This window comes from Agromyces cerinus, assembly GCF_016907835.1.
Taxonomy (GTDB): Bacteria; Actinomycetota; Actinomycetes; order Actinomycetales; family Microbacteriaceae; genus Agromyces; species Agromyces nitratus.
Genome location: NZ_JAFBCT010000001.1, coordinates 3,946,167 through 3,964,839, shown reverse-complemented (window position 1 = coordinate 3,964,839; position 18,673 = coordinate 3,946,167). Strand labels below are relative to the sequence as shown.

The window sequence follows — 18,673 nt, the reverse complement described above, 5'->3', positions numbered from 1 at the left end:
CCCAAGGTCGTGCGACGACGATGTCGCTCGCACCCCAGCCTATGAAGGCCGGGGCGCGAGCGACAGCCCCCAGTCACCCGATCGGGTGGTTCGAACGCATCACGCCCGTCGGGTCGACGGCCCGCTTGACCGCACGCAGCCGCTCGAGGTCGTCGCCGAAGAACCGCTCGGCGGGGCGGGCGTGCTCGGCGAAGTTCAGGTAGTCGCTGCCGGCGCTCCACGGCTCGACGGCCGAGAGCAGCCGGCCGAGCGACGCGGCGAGCGCCTCGCCGTTGTCGGGCATCGCGATGCCGACCCCGAACAGCAGGAAGCCGGCATCGAAGCCTGCGGTGACGCCCGGCTGCGGCGTGCCCTGCACGGATGCCGCGGCGCGCGCGACGCCCGGATCCATCATGCCGCCGAGGTGGCGGATCTCGGCGGAGAGCAGGGCCGAAGAGGCATCCGGCCCGACCGCGCCGACGAAGGCGCGGATCGCGGCAGAGGTCAGTTCGGCGAGCAGCATGCCGTCGCCGAGTCCGGGCACCGGCTGCGGCGGATCCATGTGCAGCTGCAGCAGCTCGGCCGAGGACTGCGGGTGCACCGTGTCGACCTCGGGCGCGAGGGCGCGGAGCGGCGCGAGCAGCTCGTCGACCCGTGCCGGGTCCTCCTGCATCGCGACCTCGACGACGACGAGCGCACGGCCCGAGAGGAAGGGCGGCAGTTCCGGCATCGGCGGCAGGCGCAGCACGCGGGCGGTCGAGGTCACCGAGGTCGGGATGCCGTCGATCCAGTCCGACCAGGCGGTGAGCACCTCGGCCGTGCGCTCGATCGGCCAGAGCAGCATGCCGGCGCTCAACGCCGGCACGTCGAAGAGACCGAACTCGAGCGCGGTGACGACGCCGAGGTCGCCGCCACCACCGCGGAGCGCCCAGAACAGCTCGGCATCGTTCTCGGCGTCGACCCGGCGGGCGACTCCGTCGGCCGTGACGAGTTCGATCGCGACGACGTGGTTGGCGGCGAGTCCGTGCGAGCGGGCGAGCCAGCTCACCCCGCCGCCGAGCGTGTAGCCGATGACGCCGACATCGTGGGCGGTACCGGCGAGCGCGGTGAGCCCGAGCGGCGCGACTTCGGTGACGACATCGCCCCACTGGGCGCCGGCCTCGACGCGGGCGATGCGCGACTCGGCGTCGATCTCGACACCCCGCATCTCGTGGGTGCGCAGCAGGATCGCGCCGGCGAGCCCGTCGTTCGCCGCGAGCGGGCCGGCATTGTGGCCGGTGGCCTGCGGGGCGACGGCGAGACCGAACTCCGCCGCCGCACGCACGGTGTGCGCGACGTCGTCGGAGGTCGTCGCGACGACGATCGCGGCGGGGTTTTGGTCGACGGCGAGGTTCCAGGCCGAGCGGGCCTCGTCCCATCCGGGGTCGCCGGAGATCAGCACGCGACCGGCGATGCGGTCGTCGAGGAGCGCGAGCGCCTCGCGGAGCGAGAGCGTGGCGGAGTCGGTCGTTGCGGCCGACGGCACGGGGGTGTTCACGGATGCTTCCTTTCGGGATCGTCGCGGGCCCATGCGCGCCCCTCGGGGCGACGCTCCGACGGCCGCACTGGTCTCAGGCGGCGCTCGCAACGAGAACCCATCCAACGTCGGCATGGTCTCCCCCGCGTCAGGGGTCTCCCTCCGATCGTTTCAGTGGCAGCACCCACCCTCCATGGACCCAGGTCGCCCCTCTGACAGGCTCTGGGAGCATCTGCTGGTCGAGCGTGTCGAGACCCGGTTTCGACAGGCTCAACCCGCATCACGACGGAATACCGCGCATCGCGACCCGGTTGCCGTCAGGGATGACTTCTTCACCCCGACTCTCCGTGCTCGACCTCATCCCGGTGCGCACCGGCCAGACGAGTGCCGGCGCGCTCGCGGCATCCGTTCGCCTCGCGCAGCTCGCCGATCGCCTCGGCTTCACCCGCTACTGGTTCGCCGAGCACCACAACATGCCGGCCGTCGCCTCGACGACGCCGCCCGTGCTGATCGCGGCGATCGCGGCGAAGACCGAGCGCATCAGGGTCGGCTCGGGGGGCGTCATGCTGCCGAACCACGCCCCGCTCGTCGTCGCCGAGCAGTTCGCGGCGCTCGAGGCGTTCGCCCCCGGGCGCATCGACCTGGGCATCGGGCGCGCACCGGGCAGCGACCCCGTCATCACGCAGCTGCTGCGCATCTCGGGACCGACGGCCGACGTCGACCGGTTCCCCGACCACATCGCCGACATCCTGTCGCTCCTCTCCCCCGACGGAGCATCGCTGCGACTCACGAGCGGCCGCGAGTACGCGATCACGGCGACCCCGGCGGCGACGGAGGTCCCGACGGTCTGGCTGCTCGGATCGAGCGACTACTCGGCGAAGCTCGCCGCCTCGCTCGGCCTGCCGTACGTCTTCGCGAACCACTTCTCGGGCGAGGGCCTCGAGCGGGCGCTCGAGCTCTACCGCACGGAGTTCCAGCCGAGCGAGGCGCACCCGGTGCCCGAGACGTTCCTGACGGTGAACGCCTCGGTCGCCCCCACGCCCGAAGAGGCGCGAGCCCGGGCACTGCCCCAGATGCACTCGATGGCGCGGCTCCGCACCAATCGGCCGATGCGCCCGCTCGAGACCGTCGAGGAGGCGCTCGCCGCCCCCGCCGACTCGGTCGGCGACGAGCTCATCGCGGCCATGGAGCAACGCTGGATCATCGGCGACCCCACGACCGCGGCATCCGAACTGCGCACCCTCGCAGCCCGCCACGGAATCGACGAGATCATGCTCGCGCCCATCGGCGGCAGCTACGACGGCGAAGCCCTCGACGCGACGCCCGGGCGCGAGCAGACGCTCGAGCTGCTCGCGAACGAGTTGCTCGCGAACGACGCATCCGCTGCGGGCTGACCGACCCGGCGGTGCGTGCCGTCACTATGGGTGACAGGGCTCCGTTTTCGTTCGCGCGCCGGTCGACCGGGTGCAGGCATGCGTCAACCACGCGTTCTCCTGACCGCCATCTGCCGCTCCTACCGTACGGGCGTCCCCCGACGACTGGAGAAGCGAACGACCATGTGCGACCCTCACGCCACTGACTGCACGGACCCCCACGATGCCGATGCCGAGCTCGCGCGGCTCGGATTCTCGCGCCGCGACATGCTGCGCACCGCGGGCATCGTGCTCGCCGCCGGCGCGCTGACCGGTGCGCAGACCCTTGGATCGGGAGCCGCCCCCGCGATCGCCCTCAGAGCCGCGAGCGGCGGAGCGAACGACCCCGCGCTCAGGTGGCTCGTGGGCGACCACCACGTTCACACCCAGTTCAGCCACGACGCGAAGTACCGTCTCGCCCAACAGCTCGACGCCGCCGAACGATACGGCGTCGACTGGCTCGCCTTCACGGAGCACGCGAACTTCGCCCACGCGGAGCAGGGCGTGTTCTCATCGCTCGAACAGATCCAGCAGGAGCGCGACGCCCGCGACCTCCTGATCTTCCAGGGCCTCGAGTGGTACATCCCCGCGGCCGAGCACGGTTCGGTGCTCGTCGCACCCGGGCACGACTCCGCCCGCGTGCTGCGCGCGTTCGAGCTCGCATGGGACGGCAAGCTCAACCGCTGGGAGCGGCCGGCGAATGCCGCGCAGCAGGCCGAGTGGGAGCGCCGCGCCGCCGAAGCGATCGCCTGGCTCGGCGCGCAGAAGCGCAGCGGACTCATCGAGGACGCCGTCGTGCTCGCGAACCACCCGCTGCGACTCGGCATCGATTCGCCGCACGAACTGCGCGCCTGGCGCGACGCCGACCCCGAGATCATGATCGGCATGGAGGGCGCGCCCGGCGCCCAAGGCTCGGCGATCAGCCAGAACACCCACGCGGGCGACCAGCGCGGCGAGTACACCAACGCGCCTCGCGCGGACAGCTGGCCCGGGCTCCCGGCCGACGCCTACCGCCCGTACGGCGGCTTCGACTGGGCGACCGCGACGGTCGGCGGCCTGTGGGACGCGATGCTCGCCGAGGGCAAGCCGTTCTGGATCACGTCGAACTCCGACAACCACCTCACCGTCAAGGACACCTGGGTGACCGGCGCCTACCCGCCGGGTGAGCCGTATGCGAGCCTCCCGAACGAGTTCGACCGATGGGCCGTGCTCGGCAAGCGACCCGACCCCGTCGACACCGGTTCGCCGCAGGGCGGCAGCGACTTCTGGCCGGGGCAGTTCTCGCGGCTGCACACGGGCGTCACGACCCGCAGCTATGCGGGCGTGCTGCAGGCGATGCGCCTCGGGCGGATGTGGGTGGACCACGGCCACCTGCTGAGCGGCTTCGACGTGCGCGTGCGCGCGACGATGCCCGGCACGGGTCGTGGACGCGGCAACGGCGCGGGCAACGGCTGGGGCAATGCAGCCGGAACCGGCGCGACCCTCGGCGGCCGGGTCGCCGCCCGGCGCGGGCAGGACGTCGAGGTGACGATCACCGTCACCACGACCGACTACGCCAACGCCGCGGGCATCGTGCCGCAGCTCGCGCACGTCGACCTCATCTCGGGCCCGGTCACCGGGGCCTCCGCGGATGCCGACGCCATGCGCGCACCGGAGACCCGCGTCGCGGCACGGTTCGACACGACCACGAGGCGCGGCACGTTCACGCTGACACACGTGTTCGAGGACGTCGACCGGCCGTTCTACGTGCGGTTCCGCGGCAGTGACGGCAAGCGCCAGGGTGCCGGGTACCACGGCGCCACGGTCGACCCGGGCGGCCCGCTGCGACACGGCGACGGGGAGGGCGACCCCTGGCAGGACACCTGGTTCTACGCGAACCCGGTGTTCGTCGACGTGCGCTGATCCACTGCGAGCGACAGCGGCGGTTCGGCGCCGCTGTCGCTCCCACGTCGCCTGGTTCCCCTCAGGCGAGCATCGGCTGGTCGCCGCCTCGACGTGACGACATGCCGCCGCCGCGCATGATCAGGTACACGATCGAGCCGACGAACGGCATCACGATGAGGAAGGCGACCCAGGCCGCCTTCGCCCAGCCGCTCAAGCTGTGGTCCCGGAAGATGTCGACGATCAGCACGACGAAGATGCACAGGCACGCGATTCCGACGTAGACCCAGAAGAACACGGTCAGGTAGTCCCACAACGACATGACCGCTCCCCTCAGATGCGGCGCCGTCGTCGACCAGGGGTCACGGCGGCGCCGACCACGGCGGCCTTCGCGACCGGGGACGGCCCCGGAGTCACGGCGGCGGCAACCACCGCCGTCCTCGCGACCGGGGCGCCGACCACGCCGACGCGTCCGATTCGTGCAGCTCTCAGCGGCATGTCAGGCTCCTGTCTCTTCGGTGTCCTCGTCGGCTTCGATCGAGGCGATGATCGCCTGGATCGGGATCCGTCCGCTCGCGATCAGCTGACCGCCGGCCCGGCGAGCGGCTGCGGCGAACGGCGCTGCCCAGAGGTTCTCGTAGACGATGACCCCGGCGACGCTGCCCGGCTCCATCGCATTCGCGAGGTGCTCCACATCCTCCGCCGCGAGCAGCTCGGCGAGCTCCGCCTCGAGTACGACCAGCGGGCCCAGATCCTCGAGGTCTTCGAACTCCGCCGCATCGACGGTGCCGTCCGCGTCCTTCGTCAGCACGATCGCGTCGATGAGCCGGATCGTGCCGGCCTCGACGAGCCGTACGAGCTCCTCGGCGATCTCCCCCGTGAAGTCCGCCTGCCCTGCGGGGAACTCGATGACCAGGTAGTCGACCGGTCCGAGTTCATCCAGTGCCTGCTCCGTCATTCGATGCTCCGATCCATGGCTGAGCGACCGGCTTGCGCGTCGGTCATCACCTCAGCGTCGCCGAGGGTGCACCGGGTCGCATCACGCACATTGGATGATTCGGCATTGCACAGCGCTCGTTATCGTGACCGGGTCGGGCCTTGCTGCGCGACCTCGACGACGGCGTCGGAGGATGCCGCATCCGCTCGACATAGGGGAAGTCATGAAGCCAGATCGCCACGCCCGCACGATGCTGCCGATCCCCGACCGGCCGCCGCACGGGCTCACGACCTACGACGCGAAGGATCCGGCCACCTCGTATCCACCGATCGAGCCGCTGATGCCACCCGACGGGGCTCCGAACGTGCTCGTGATCCTGCTCGACGACGTCGGCTTCGGCGCAGCAAGCGCCTTCGGCGGGCCGTGCGCGACACCGAACGCCGAGCGGTTGGCCGCAGGCGGGCTGAAGTACAACCGCTTCCACACGACCGCCCTGTGCGCGCCGACCCGTGCTGCCATGCTCAGCGGGCGCAACCACCACTCGGTCGGCATGGGCAGCATCACCGAGACCGCGACCTCGGCACCGGGCAACAGCTCGCTGAAGCCGAACACGAAGGCGCCGCTCGCGATGACCCTGAAGCTCAACGGGTATTCGACCGCGCAGTTCGGCAAATGCCATGAGGTACCGGTGTGGCAGTCGTCGCCGATGGGTCCCTTCGACGCCTGGCCGTCGGGCGGCGGTGGTTTCGAGACGTTCTACGGCTTCATCGGCGGTGAGAACAACCAGTACGAGCCCGCACTGTACAACGGCACGACTCCGGTCGAGCCGCCCGCAACGGCTGAAGAGGGATACCACCTCACCGAAGACCTCGCCGATCACGCCGTCAGTTGGGTCCGCACCCAGAAGGCGCTGATGCCAGACAAGCCGTTCTTCATGTACTTCGCCCCCGGCGCGACGCACGCCCCGCACCACGTGCCGAGCGAGTGGTCCGACAAGTACAAGGGCGCCTTCGCTGGCGGCTGGGACGCGCAGCGCGAGGCGACGTTCGCGCGGCAGAAGGAGCTCGGCGTCATCCCCGCCGATGCCGAACTCACCCCGCGACACGACGAGATCCCCGCGTGGGACGACATGTCCGACGAGCTCAAGCCAGTGCTCGAGCGCCAGATGGAGGTGTACGCCGGTTTCCTCGAGCACACCGATCACCACGTCGGCCGCGTGATCGATGCCATCGAAGACCTCGGCGTGCTCGAGAACACGATCATCTACTACATCATCGGCGACAACGGGGCATCGGCCGAGGGCACCGTCAACGGGGCCTTCAACGAGATGGCCAACTTCAACGGCATGGCTGCCCTGGAGACGCCCGAGTTCATGGTCTCGAAGATGGACGAGTTCGGCACGCCGAGCTCGTACAACCACTACGCGGTCGGCTGGGCCTGGGCGATGAACTCGCCGCTGCAGTGGACCAAGCAGGTCGCATCGCACTGGGGCGGCACCCGCAACGGCACGATCCTGCACTGGCCGAAGGGCATCACAGAGCAGGGCGGCGTGCGGTCGCAGTTCACGCATGTCATCGACGTCGCGCCCACAATCCTCGAGGCGGCCGGGCTGCCCGAGCCGACGATGGTGAACGGCGTGATGCAGTCGCCCATGGAGGGCACGAGCATGCTCTACTCCTTCAACGAACCCGATACCCCCGAGCGTCACGAGCTGCAGTACTTCGAGATGTTCGGCAACCGCGGCATCTACCACAAGGGGTGGAGCGCGGTCACGAAGCACCGCACTCCGTGGGTCATGGTCGGCGGCGCGACGGTCGCATTCGACGACGACGTGTGGGAGCTCTACGACGGCAGCGGCGACTTCAGCCAGGCTCGCGACCTGTCGGCCGAGCAGCCTGAGCGCCTGCACGAGCTGCAGCGGCTCTGGCTCATCGAAGCGGTCAAGTACAACGTGCTGCCGCTCGACGACCGCACCGCCGATCGACTCAACCCCGAGATCGCGGGCCGGCCGACCCTGATCCACGGGAGCTCCCAGCTGTTCTTCGCCGGCATGGGGCGGCTCTCGGAGAACAGCGTCGTCAGCATCAAGAACAAGTCGTTCTCGGTCACCGCCGAGGTCGACGTGCCCGAGGGCGGGGCCGAGGGAGTGATCATCGCCCAGGGCGGCCGCTTCGGCGGGTGGAGCGTCTTCGTGAGCGGCGGGAAGCTGAAGTTTGTCTACAACGTGCTCGGCATCCATTCGTTCGAGACCGAGGCCGAGACGCCGATCCCGGCCGGGAACCACCAGGTGCGCATGGAGTTCGCCTACGATGGCGGCGGGCTCGCCAAGGGCGGGGGCGTCACGCTGTACTACGACGGCGAGGCCGTGGGCACCGGCCGAGTCGGCGCCACACAGCCGATGGTCTTCTCCGCCGACGAGACGACCGATGTGGGCTACGAATCCGGCACGGCGGTCAGCCCCGATTACACACCGCAGTCGAGCCGGTTCACCGGCAAGATCCACTGGGTGCAGATCGACACCGGCGACGACGACCACGACCACCTGATCGACCCGGAGGAACGCCTGCGGGTGGCGATGGCGCGCCAGTAGCGTCTGTTGGTCGAGCCTGTCGAGACCTGGGTTTCGACAGGCTCAACCCGCAGGATTCGAGCTCGGTTTCGACAGGCTCAACCGGCAGAGGTCAGGCCGCGAGGCCGAGCCGGCGCAGGTCGTCGCCCGAGGCGCGATACTCGTCGCCGTCGGCGATCGTGAGTTCGCGCGGCACGCGCGCTCCGTTCTGCACCTTCGCATCGCGACCGATGCTCGCGTAGGGGCCGACGACCGCGTTGCGTCCGACGACCGCACGGCGACCGATGTGCGCGTTGACGCCCACGACGGCGCGCTCGGCGACGATGGCGTCGCCCTCGACCCAGCCGCCCGGGCCGATCTGGGCGCCGCGCTGCACTTCGGCGCCCGAGTCGACATAGGCCGTCGGGTCGACGAACGCGGTCGGGTCGACCTTGGCCGTCGTGGCCACGAGGCCCCGGCCGTTCACGTGCTTGCGGTAGCGACGCAGGATCCCGGCTTCGTCCTCGAACTCGACGTAACTGATGCCCACGTTCTCCTCCTTCCGGGGTGGTGACTCCACACCCGAACACTGGTACAACACCCCAGCTGACCGGGGAATTCCCGACCCCGGTGGCGGGAGCACGACCCACAGCACCGTGAACACCGAATGGGAACATGCAGTGTGCGAGGTTAGGCTTTCCTAAGCACTACGGATGCCGCGTCGCGGGCCGTCCGACCACGTCACCCTCGCCCAGGCCCAGCCATGCCCCCAGCACCCCTGCTCGACCTCGACCGCGTGAGCATCCGCCACGAGGGCGCGGATGTCGCGACCCCCGTCGACGTCTCGTTCCAGGTCGCCCGAGGCGAGGTGGTGCTGATCCTCGGCCCGAGCGGGTGCGGCAAGTCGACGCTCACCCTCGCGCTCGACGGGCTCGTGCCGCACGCCGTGCCCGCCGCCCTCGAGGGCACCGTGCTCGTGGCCGGCCTCGACACGAGCGAGCATCCCGTCGGCGTGCTGAGCGAGCACGTCGCGATGGTCTTCCAAGACCCAGACGCGCAGATCGTCACCGGCACGGTGCTCGACGAGGTGTGCTTCGCTCCCGAGAACCAGCTCGTCGAGGCATCCGAGGTGCTCGAACGCGCCGAGCGCGCGCTGAAGCTCGTCGGCCTCTGGGACCGCCGCGCGGAGAACCCCGACACGCTCTCCGGCGGCGGGCGCCAGCGGCTCGCGATCGCCTGCGCACTCGCGATGGCCGCCCCGGTGCTCGTGCTCGACGAACCGACGGCGAACCTCGACCCCGCCGGCATCGACGAGGTCTACGCGGTGCTCCGCGAACTCGCCAGCGTTCGCGACCACGCCGTCGTGCTCGTCGAGCACAACCTCGACGCGGCCGTCGACCTCGTCGACCGGGTGATCGTGCTCGACGCGAGCGGGCGTCTCGTGATCGACGGGCCCGCCCGCGAGGTGTTGCGCGAACGCGCCGACGAACTCGTCGCCCTCGGGGTCTGGCTGCCGGTCTCGACGCTCGCGGCGATGCGGCTGCGCGATGCCGGCGTCGTGCTCGACCCGCTCCCCCTCACGCCGGCCGAGCTCGCCGCCGCCCTCGACGCCCTGCCGTCACTGCCCGCCCCGCTCAGCGAGTCGTCGCCCGTGCGCTCGACCGCGCTCTCGCCGCGACCGACCCTCTCGATCGGCCCGGCCACGGGGTCAACCGGCGCGATCGCCGTCATCGGCGAGACCGCGATCCGCGCCCGCGACCTCTCGGTGCGCCGCGGCGGGCGCCGCGGCCCGATCGTCGTCGAGGGCGTCGACCTCGATGTGACGGCGGGCGACTTCCTCGCGATCGTCGGCACGAACGGCGCGGGCAAGACCTCGCTGCTGCAGGCGCTCGCCGGCGTGATCCCCGCACCCCGCGGCACCGTCGACGTGCTCGGCGTCGATCCGGCGCGCTGCGCCGCCCGCGAGCGCGCCCGGCGCATCGGCTTCGTCTTCCAGAACCCCGAGCACCAGTTCATCGCTCCGACCGTGGCGGAGGAACTCGCCCAGGGCCTGCACCTGCAGGGCGTCTCCGAGGCCGACGCCGAGCCGCGCGTGGAGGCCATGCTGGCGCGGTTCGGCCTCGAGTCGTTGCGCGCCCAGCATCCGTTCCTGCTCTCGGGCGGCCAGAAGCGGCGTCTCTCCGTCGGCACGGCGCTCATCGCCGGCGCACCCGTGCTCGCGCTCGACGAACCGACGTTCGGGCAGGACCGGGCGCGCGCCTCCGAGCTGCTCGACATGCTGCGGGGCCTCAACGACGACGGCACCACCGTGCTCGTCGTCACCCACGACCTGCAGCTCGTCGCCGACTACGCGAGCCACATCGCCGTGATGGACAGCGGGCGCCTCCTCGGTGTCGGCCCCACGGTCGAGGTGCTCGCCGGCCCGCTCGTCGAGCAGGCGGGGCTGCGCCACCCTCCGCTCGCCCGGGCCACCCGCGGCCTCGCGCGGCACCCAGCCTGGCATTCGATCACCCGGATGTCGCAGCTGCCGGTCTCCTCGAAGGGCGCATCGTGATCGCGTCCGGCGGGGGCGGCGCCGTCACGCCCGACGTGCCCGCGACGCCTGCCGACGGGCGGGAGTCCCACGCGGCATCCGATGCCGTCGACCCCTTCGCCGAGCACCGCACGCAACGCCCATCGCGTTTCCTGTACGCCCTGAACCCGCTCGCGAAGCTCGCCGCACCGGTGCCGGTCATGGTCATCGTCATGTTCAGTCGGGGCATCGCGCTCCCGCTCGCGTTCATCGTGTTCGCGGCGGCCGTGCTGCTCATCGGCGCTCGACTGTCGGGCCGAGCGATCGCGGCACTGCTCCTCGGCATCCCGATCGCCGCACTCGTGCTCGGCGTCACCTTCGGCGTGTGGATCGACCCGTCGAGCGTGGCCGGCCACCCCGCGGCATCCGTCACCCTCGTGTCGATCGGCGACTGGGACTTCACGCTCGCGGCCTACGTCGTGGGCTTCGCCACCGGTCTCCGCATCCTCGCGATCCTGCTGCTCTCGCTCATCGCGGGCGTCACGTCGACCGGCACCGAGTTCGTGCGCTCGATGGTGCAGAACCTGCGCGTGCCCTACCGCCTCGGCTACACGGCGCTCGCCGCGCTGCGCTTCGTGCCGCGTTTCGGCCACGAGCTCGAGATCATCAGGGCCGCCCACCGGGTGCGGGGAACCGATGTCGGGCGCGGGCCGGTCGCGGCCGTGCGACGTGCGCTCGGCTACATCGTGCCGCTGCTCGCCTCGGCGATCCGGCACGCCGAGCGCGTCGCCCTCGCGATGGACGCCCGCGCCTTCGGCGCGCACCGCACCCGCACCGAGCGGCACCTCTCGCCGTGGCGAGTGCGCGACACGGTGTTCGTGGCGTGCTTCCTCGCGGTGAGCATCGTCATCGCCGTACTGACCTGGGCTCGCTGAGCACGGATACGACGAAGGGCCGGACGGTCTCCCGTCCGGCCCTTCGTGCGAGCAGCTGCTACTTCACGGCTTCAGTGCCCTCGATCTCCACGAGGAAGACGAGGGTCTGCCCGCCGAGCTGGTGCGCCGCGGCATCCGTGCCGTACGCGTACTCCGGCGGGATCGTGACGATGAGCTTGGTGCCGACCTTCTGGCCGACCAGTGCAGCGCCGAAGCCCTGGATGACGCCGTCGGTCGTGAACGTCGACGCCGAACCACGGGTGTAGCTCTGGTCGAAGATCTCGCCAGTGGTCCAGCTGATGCCCTGGTACTGCACGGTGACGCTGTCGCCCTCCTTCACCTCGTCGCCGTCGCCCTCTTCGAGCACCTTCATCTGCAGCTCGGTCGACGGCTCGGTGTCGGGCAGGGTGACCGTGGGCGGCTCGCCCTCGGCGCCGAACTTGACCTCGGGAACGTTCTCGGTCCACTCGGCGGGCTTCAGCGGCTTCTTCTCCTCGACGACGTCGACGACGATGACGACGGTCTCGCCGGCGGCGACGCCGATGGTCTCGTTGCCCTCTTCGCCGTAGAGCGTCGCGGCCGGGGCGACGATCACGGAGCGCGATCCCACGGGCACGCAGTCGATGCCCGCGCGGAACGATTCGTAGACCTGCTCGTCGCCGACCTTGATCGTGGTCGGCTGCGAGAACAGCGTCTCGCCGCTCGTGCCCGAGAAGGCCGTCACGACGACGTTCATCTGGTCGCCCGAGGCGGTCTCGTCGCCGTCGCCCTCGATGGCGATCGTGCGCTCGAGCTCGTCGGCCTCGAGCGGAGTGGTGAACGTCGCGGTCGGGGTTCCTGCGAACTCGCCCTCGACCTTCACGCCGTCACTGAGGTCCCCGGACGTGACGTCCATGCACTCCGCGGCGGCGTCGGGCGTCTTCGTCGCTTCGGGCTCCGAACCGGTGGCGCAACCGGCGAGGAGCAGGGCGGTCGCGGAGGCGAGCGCGAGGGGCGCGGCACGGCGCATGGCACGGTTCATGGGAGGACGACTCGATTCGATCAGGGTTGGAATCCCTCCAGTCTGCACCGTTCGGCTTTCGATTGCCTGAGTCCATGGTCACGGAATCCGCACGATCTGCGCGCGACATCGCCACGCCACATCACAGGCGAGCCGCCGGAATCCGCGCCTTTGCGGCCCAGCCGATCCAGCGCCACATCGCAGGCGAGCCGCCGGAATCCGCGCCTTTGCGGCCCAGCCGATCCAGCGCCACATCACAGGCGAGCCGCCGGAATCCGCGCCTTTGCGGCCGATCAGGGCCACAATGGGCGGATGGGGGACAAGTTGGGGGAACCTGATCTCGCTGGAGGATTCGCGGCTGCGGCCGCGGCATCCATCGAGCTCGACGACGCGCTGTGGAATCCGATCTCGACCGCGGCGGTGGCGCGCGCGCACCCGCGGTTCGACGAGGTCGTGCTCGACGCCTGCTGCGGCGACGGCGCATCCGCACTGCCGACGGCCGAGCTGGTGGGACCCGGCGGTGTCGTCGACGCGGTCGACTTCGCCGAACCGCTCGTCGATGCGGCGCGCGAGCGAGCGGGCGAGCGGATGCCGCAGCTCCGGCTGCACGTCGCCGACGTCACGACGTGGGAGCCCACCGGGTACGACCTCGTGCAGTGCGTGCTCGGCGTCTTCCACTTCCCCGACCTCGACGCCGACACGCGTCACCTGATCGAACGCGCACGGCCGGGCGGTCGGGTCGCGATCACGGTGTGGGCGGGGGGCGCGTTCGATCCGCTTCCCGAGCTGCTCGCCGAGGCGCTGCCCGATGGCGGAGCTTCACTCGATGCCGCGGTGCCTCGCGCGGCGGGTCTCGAGTCGATCGACACGGCGGGCAGTCTCGCGCAGTGGCTCACGGGGCTCGGCCTCGCGGGCGTGCGGGCGCACACCGTGCAACGGCACCTCGATCTGACGCCCGAGCTGTTGTGGCTGCTCGTCGAAGGCACGGCGTTGCGCTTCATGCTCGGCGGCCTCGGCGCTCCCGCGGTCGAGAAGGTGCGGAAGCGCTACCTCGCGGCGGTGAAGGCGCGCGACGTGACCTCCATCGACGTGACGACGCTCATCGCGATCGGTCAGCGCCCGGCGTAGGCGTGCCGATCTCGAACATGTCGGAATCACGTGTTGACCTTGACCCGAGGTCAGGGTGCACGCTGACGACATGAACACAACGAATTCCACTGATTCCAAGAAGTTCGCCGACACGACCTGGACCGGCATGGTGCCGTTCGAAGACACGGCACTGGCGGTCACCGACACCGGCGGACCCGGCATCCCCGTGGTCTACCTGAACGGCTCGTACGCCTCGAAGCGGCACTGGCGACGCGTCACCACCGACCTCGGGCCCGGCTATCGCCACATCACCTTCGACGAACGGGCCCGCGGGAAGTCGAAGCTCGCGGCCGACTACTCGTTCGAGGCGTGCATGCGCGACATCGACGCCGTCCTCGAAGCGAGGGGCGTCGACCGGCCCCTGCTGGTGGGCTGGTCGTACGGAGCACTGCTGGGCGTGCACTGGGCCAGCAGGAACCCGGCACGCGCGCTGGGCGTGGTGGGCGTCGACGGCCCGTACCCCGTCGGCTGGACCGACGAAGCCGGCCACGAGGAGATCAGGACGGTGTTCCGCCGGATGAAGCCGATGATGCCGTTGGTTCGGCCGATGGGTCTGGCGGCGAGGTTCTCCGCCGAGACGCATGCGGATCTCGCCATCGAGTCGCACCTGCTGCACGCCGCAGTCGGCCCGATCCTCGACAGCCTGACCGTGCCCGTCCGCTATGTCGTCGCCTCCGGCGAAGCCGTCGGCAGCCGCGATGACCTGCAGGAGCAGATGCGCAAGGCCCTCGACCCGGTGCTGGCCCGTAACCCGAACCTGAAGGTGAGCGCGAAGGTCTCGAGCAACCACGGGAGCATCCTGCGAAAGGACTCCCCCGCCGTCGCGGAAGCCGTGCGCGAGGTCGCCGCCCTCGAGCGGAAGGGTCGTTGACCGCATGATGGGCGGACTCGCGATCGGGCAGGCGGCGGCATACGCCGACGTCACGGTGAAGACCGTGCGGCATTACCACCGGCTCGGGCTGGTCGACGAACCCCGACGAGACAGCTCCGGGTACCGTCGCTACGGATCGGACGAGCTGCTGCGGCTGGTCCAGGTTCGAACCCTGGCGACCGCCGGTGTGCCGCTCGCCGAGATCGGTGAACTGCTCGACGCCGACGCCGGGCGGTTCACGGCCGCCATCGCCGACGTCGAGCGCCGGTTGAACGATCGGATCACGGATCTGATCGCGCGCCGCGACACGCTGCACCGGCTCGCCGACGGCGACCGGGCGCTGCTGCCCGATCGCGCCTGCGCGGTGCTCGACAGGATGCGCGATCTCGGGTTCGACGCCGAGTACGTCGCCGGTCAACGCGAAGGCCTGGTGCTGGCCCGGGCGCTGCTGCCGGGCGGCTTCGACGGCTTCCTGACCCAGCTCGAGCTGCGGCTCGACGACGCCGGCTACGTCGAACTGACGAAGCGCAGCTGGGAGGCGGAGGGATGGGACCAGGACGACCCGCGCATCGAGGAACTCGCGATCGCCACGGCCGACCTCTACCTCGCCAACCCGTCCCTCATGGGGGATCCCGACATCATGCGCGCCTGGATCGACGCGTCGACCAAGTACGCGCTGATCAACACCCACGGCGAGGTTCAGGCGCCGATCTCGACCAGGCTGACCGCGCTCACCGAGGCCAGGCTCCGGGCCGCGGGCGTGCCCGTGCCGCGCGAGTGACCCGCTACTCGACCGGCGAGGCGCCCGTGGCGACGGGGCGGGTCTCGTCGTTCGACCACTGGCTCCACGATCCGGGGTAGAGCGCCGCGTCGATGCCCGCGATCGCGAGGGCGGCGACCTCGTGCGCCGCGGTGACGCCGGAGCCGCAGTACGCGGCGACGGGCACTCCCCCGATCGCACCGACGCCTGCGAAATGCTCGCGCAACGCTTCGGCCGATTTGAAGCGGCCGTCGGCCTCGAGGTTCTCGCCGCTCGGAGCGGACCGAGCGCCGGGGATGTGCCCGGCCCGCGGGTCGATGGGCTCGACCTCGCCGCGATAGCGCGGCGCACCGCGGGCATCGAGCAGCACGCCAGTGGCCGGGAACGCGGCGGCCCCGTCGATGTCGATCGCCGGCATCGCGCCGAAGTGCGCCGTGGCGTCACCGGGCTCGGGCACGACGTCGCCGACCTCGAGCGGATGTCCCGCCGCCCGCCATGCCGCCAGACCGCCGTCGAGCATCCGCACGTCGGCGACGCCTGCATGCCGCAGCAGCCACCACGCCCGCGCGGAGGACTGGTTGCCGAGGTCGTCCATCACGACGACGGTGTCGCCGTCACGAACGCCCCAGCGTCGCATCGCTCCGGTGAAGGCCGCCTCGGTCGGCAGCGGATGCCGCCCCTCACCGGTCACGTCGTGGTCGGCGAGCTCGTGGTCGAGGTCGACGTAGACGGCGCCCGGGATGTGGCCGGCGCGGTACGCCTCGGTGCCGTCGGGCTCGGCGAGCGACCAGCGCACGTCGAGCACGACGGTGCGCTCCCCCGAGGCGAGGCGAGCGGCGAGGTCGTCGGCGGTGATGAGGATCGGCATGCCTCCATCCTGCCTCGCCGCCGAGGGCGAAACGCACGCTGCGCTCGCTGTCGAGATGGTCGGAACAGACAATCTGCACGCAACATCCGTGTCTCCGTTGCATCACGATCACTTGCCAAGGCCTCACCACGCGACGTATCTTCGAGAGCATTGAAATAGTGACCGAATGGTCGGTCATGAATCCCTACTCGATGACGAGAACCCGCGAGGGCTCAAAGGAGAGTTCATCCCATGCACCGTGCGCAGCGCCGTCTGCTCGTTCCCGCCGCAGTCGCGGCATCCATCGCACTCGCCCTCACCGGTTGCGGCGCCTCGAACTTCGGCGGCGATTCCGGCGGTGAGGCGGCCTCCGAAGAGGGCCCCATCAAGATCGGCGCCGTGCTCGACATCACGGGTGTCGGCGCGAACCTCGGCGTTCCCGAGCAGAACACCCTCAACATGCTCGCCGAGCAGCTGAACGCCGACGGCGGCATCGACGGCCGCGAGGTCGAGCTCATCATCAAGGACAACCAGTCCACCGAAGACGGCGCCGCCAAGGCCACCACGCAGCTCATCGAGAACGACGACGTCGACCTCATCATCGGCTCCTCGCGCACCGGCCCCTCGCTCGCGATGCGCCCCCTCGTCGAGGCCGCGCAGGTGCCGACCATCTCGGTCGCCGCGAACGCCGCCATCGTCGACGGCTCCGAGTGGGTCTTCAAGACCGCGCAGAACGACCTCGTCGTGCTCGAGCGCATCCTCGACGACGCCGCCTCGAAGGGCTACACCAAGATCGCGCTCGTGCGCGACGCCACCGGCTTCGGCGAGGGCATCGCCGACATCATCACCGAGCTCGGCGAGGAGCGCGGCATCACCCTCACGGCCACCGAGGCCTTCGAGCCCAGCGCGACCGACTTCACCGCGCAGATGACGAACATTCGTGCCGCCGACGCCGACGCCGTCATCATCTGGGGCATCACCCCGTCGGCCGGCCTCGCGCAGGCCGCCTACGTGCAGCTCGGCGTGAACAAGCCGGTCTACCAGTCGCACGGTGTCGCCAACGACGCGTTCTTCGAGGCCGCGGGCCCCGCAGCCGACGGCGTCATCGCCCCGATGGGCCGCCTGCTCGTCGCCGATGAGCTCAGCGACGACGACCCGCAGAAGCCGGTCATCGACCAGTTCATCGCCGACTACTCCGAGGAGTTCGGCAGCTCTCCCTCGAGCTTCGCCGGTCACGCGTACGACGCGTGGCTGGTCGGCACGAAGGCGCTCGAGTCGGCAGGCACCGACCCCGAGGCGCTCCGCGACGCGATCGAGTCGACGACCGACCTCGTCGGCATCTCGGGCATCTTCACGATGACCCCCGAGAACCACTCGGGCCTCACCGCGGACGCGCTCATCATGGCGCTCGCCGAGGGCGGCCGCTGGACCCTCCTCGAAGAGTAGGCAGCACCCGTTGATCGACTTCCTCCAGCTGACGGTGGCAGGGCTCTCACAGGGGTCTGTGTACGCCCTGCTCGCCGTCGGCCTCATCGCCACCTACACGGTGCGGCACGTCGTGAACATCGCCCAGGGCGACTATGCGACGCTGGCCGGTCTTGGCAGCATCTCGCTCGTCACGGCCGGCCTGCCGCTGCCCGTCGCCATCCTCATCGCGCTCATCTCGGTGACGCTCGCCTCGGTGCTCATCGAGCGGCTCGTCATCTCGCGCGTGAAGAACCTCACGACGCTCGTCTCGATCATCCTGACCCTCGGCGTCTCGACGCTGCTGCAGGCGATCATGCTCCTCATCTGGGGCGCGGAGGCCAAGCGCCTGCCCGCCTTCCCCGGCAGTGACCTCACCCTCGGCGGCGTCAGCATCCGCTCGCAGGAGCTCTGGATGCTCGGCGCCCTCGTGGTCGTCGGCGGCGGCGTGCTGCTCTTCTACGAGAAGACCCGCTGGGGCAAGGCGCTGCGCGCCAGCGCCGAACAGCCGGTCGCAGCCCGCATCGTCGGCATCTCGCCGGCGGCGGCCTCCGTCATCGCCTTCGCGATCGCCGGATTCGTGGGCGCGACAGCGGGCGTGGTCTCCTCGCCGATCTACCTCTCGATCTGGTCGGGCGGCCTGCTGCTCGGCCTCAAGGGGTTCGTCGCGGCGGTGCTCGGCGGGCTCGTCTCGTTCCGGGCGGCGATCGTCGGCGCCCTGCTGCTCGGCATCATCGAGTCGTACGTCGCGGGCTACGTGGCATCCGGCTGGAAGGATGCGGTCGCGTTCTTCATCCTCATCATCGTGCTGATCATCCGACCGGCCGGCCTCGTGCTGCGCCCGAACGCCGTGAGGGTCTGA

The 18,673-nt window shown here is 70.5% G+C and carries 17 protein-coding genes; 10 read left to right on the top strand and 7 right to left on the bottom strand.

The features are described from left to right. Window positions 1-73: 73 nt before the first annotated feature. The gene (locus JOE59_RS18515; protein ID WP_307837120.1) at window positions 74-1,516 is read right to left on the bottom strand and encodes an FAD-binding oxidoreductase; all 1,443 of its coding nucleotides are present in this window, start codon (window positions 1,514-1,516) and stop codon (window positions 74-76) included. Between the two features lie 302 nt (window positions 1,517-1,818). On the opposite strand from JOE59_RS18515, the gene JOE59_RS18510 reads away from it, so the two are divergent. Both JOE59_RS18510 and JOE59_RS18505 read left to right on the top strand, forming a co-directional pair. Continuing rightward, the gene (locus JOE59_RS18510; RefSeq protein WP_204463175.1) at window positions 1,819-2,889 is read left to right on the top strand and encodes an LLM class flavin-dependent oxidoreductase; all 1,071 of its coding nucleotides are present in this window, start codon (window positions 1,819-1,821) and stop codon (window positions 2,887-2,889) included. Between the two features lie 162 nt (window positions 2,890-3,051). After that, complete coding sequence (locus tag JOE59_RS18505) at window positions 3,052-4,809, top strand: PHP domain-containing protein (RefSeq protein WP_204463174.1); 1,758 nt, start codon at window positions 3,052-3,054, stop codon at window positions 4,807-4,809. Between the two features lie 61 nt (window positions 4,810-4,870). Here JOE59_RS18505 and JOE59_RS18500 read toward each other — a convergent pair whose 3' ends face one another. The 3 genes from JOE59_RS18500 to JOE59_RS18490 are packed head-to-tail and all read right to left on the bottom strand — an operon-like array spanning window position 4,871 to window position 5,746. Then, the gene (locus JOE59_RS18500; protein WP_204463173.1) at window positions 4,871-5,110 is read right to left on the bottom strand and encodes a PLDc N-terminal domain-containing protein; all 240 of its coding nucleotides are present in this window, start codon (window positions 5,108-5,110) and stop codon (window positions 4,871-4,873) included. 11 nt (window positions 5,111-5,121) lie between these two features. Further along, window positions 5,122-5,286: a hypothetical protein gene (locus JOE59_RS18495; protein WP_204463172.1), complete on the bottom strand. Its 165-nt coding sequence runs from the start codon at window positions 5,284-5,286 to the stop codon at window positions 5,122-5,124. Window position 5,287: 1 nt separating this feature from the next. After that, complete coding sequence (locus JOE59_RS18490) at window positions 5,288-5,746, bottom strand: DUF6325 family protein (protein ID WP_204463171.1); 459 nt, start codon at window positions 5,744-5,746, stop codon at window positions 5,288-5,290. A gap of 202 nt (window positions 5,747-5,948) precedes the next feature. Between JOE59_RS18490 and JOE59_RS18485 the strand changes: the two genes are divergently transcribed. Then, complete coding sequence (locus JOE59_RS18485; RefSeq protein ID WP_204463170.1) at window positions 5,949-8,315, top strand: arylsulfatase; 2,367 nt, start codon at window positions 5,949-5,951, stop codon at window positions 8,313-8,315. Between the two features lie 91 nt (window positions 8,316-8,406). On the opposite strand, the gene JOE59_RS18480 is transcribed toward JOE59_RS18485, so the two are convergent. After that, on the bottom strand, window positions 8,407-8,823 hold the full coding sequence (locus JOE59_RS18480; RefSeq protein ID WP_179551228.1) for a transferase: 417 nt from the start codon (window positions 8,821-8,823) through the stop codon (window positions 8,407-8,409). A gap of 213 nt (window positions 8,824-9,036) precedes the next feature. On the opposite strand from JOE59_RS18480, the gene JOE59_RS18475 reads away from it, so the two are divergent. Continuing rightward, the gene (locus tag JOE59_RS18475; protein ID WP_204463169.1) at window positions 9,037-10,827 is read left to right on the top strand and encodes an ABC transporter ATP-binding protein; all 1,791 of its coding nucleotides are present in this window, start codon (window positions 9,037-9,039) and stop codon (window positions 10,825-10,827) included. Then, window positions 10,824-11,720 carry an energy-coupling factor transporter transmembrane component T family protein gene (locus JOE59_RS18470; RefSeq protein WP_374191134.1) on the top strand — a complete coding sequence of 299 codons (897 nt, stop codon included), beginning with the start codon at window positions 10,824-10,826 and terminating at the stop codon, window positions 11,718-11,720. Before JOE59_RS18475 ends, JOE59_RS18470 begins: the two co-directional genes overlap by 4 nt. A 58-nt stretch (window positions 11,721-11,778) precedes the next feature. Here JOE59_RS18470 and JOE59_RS18465 read toward each other — a convergent pair whose 3' ends face one another. After that, on the bottom strand, window positions 11,779-12,741 hold the full coding sequence (locus JOE59_RS18465) for an FKBP-type peptidyl-prolyl cis-trans isomerase (RefSeq protein WP_204463168.1): 963 nt from the start codon (window positions 12,739-12,741) through the stop codon (window positions 11,779-11,781). Window positions 12,742-13,032: 291 nt separating this feature from the next. On the opposite strand from JOE59_RS18465, the gene JOE59_RS18460 reads away from it, so the two are divergent. The 3 genes from JOE59_RS18460 (at window position 13,033) to JOE59_RS18450 (ending at window position 15,521) form a co-directional block, all read left to right on the top strand. Beyond that, on the top strand, window positions 13,033-13,848 hold the full coding sequence (locus JOE59_RS18460) for a class I SAM-dependent methyltransferase (protein ID WP_204463167.1): 816 nt from the start codon (window positions 13,033-13,035) through the stop codon (window positions 13,846-13,848). A gap of 70 nt (window positions 13,849-13,918) precedes the next feature. Continuing rightward, on the top strand, window positions 13,919-14,740 hold the full coding sequence (locus JOE59_RS18455) for an alpha/beta fold hydrolase (RefSeq protein ID WP_239560400.1): 822 nt from the start codon (window positions 13,919-13,921) through the stop codon (window positions 14,738-14,740). Window positions 14,741-14,744: 4 nt separating this feature from the next. Beyond that, window positions 14,745-15,521: a helix-turn-helix domain-containing protein gene (locus JOE59_RS18450; RefSeq protein WP_204463166.1), complete on the top strand. Its 777-nt coding sequence runs from the start codon at window positions 14,745-14,747 to the stop codon at window positions 15,519-15,521. A 4-nt stretch (window positions 15,522-15,525) separates the two neighbouring features. Here JOE59_RS18450 and JOE59_RS18445 read toward each other — a convergent pair whose 3' ends face one another. Next, complete coding sequence (locus JOE59_RS18445; RefSeq protein WP_204463165.1) at window positions 15,526-16,368, bottom strand: sulfurtransferase; 843 nt, start codon at window positions 16,366-16,368, stop codon at window positions 15,526-15,528. 231 nt (window positions 16,369-16,599) lie between these two features. Between JOE59_RS18445 and JOE59_RS18440 the strand changes: the two genes are divergently transcribed. Beyond that, window positions 16,600-17,793: an ABC transporter substrate-binding protein gene (locus JOE59_RS18440; protein WP_204463164.1), complete on the top strand. Its 1,194-nt coding sequence runs from the start codon at window positions 16,600-16,602 to the stop codon at window positions 17,791-17,793. Between the two features lie 10 nt (window positions 17,794-17,803). Next, entirely contained in the window at window positions 17,804-18,673 is an 870-nt protein-coding gene (locus tag JOE59_RS18435; protein ID WP_204463163.1) for a branched-chain amino acid ABC transporter permease, read from the top strand.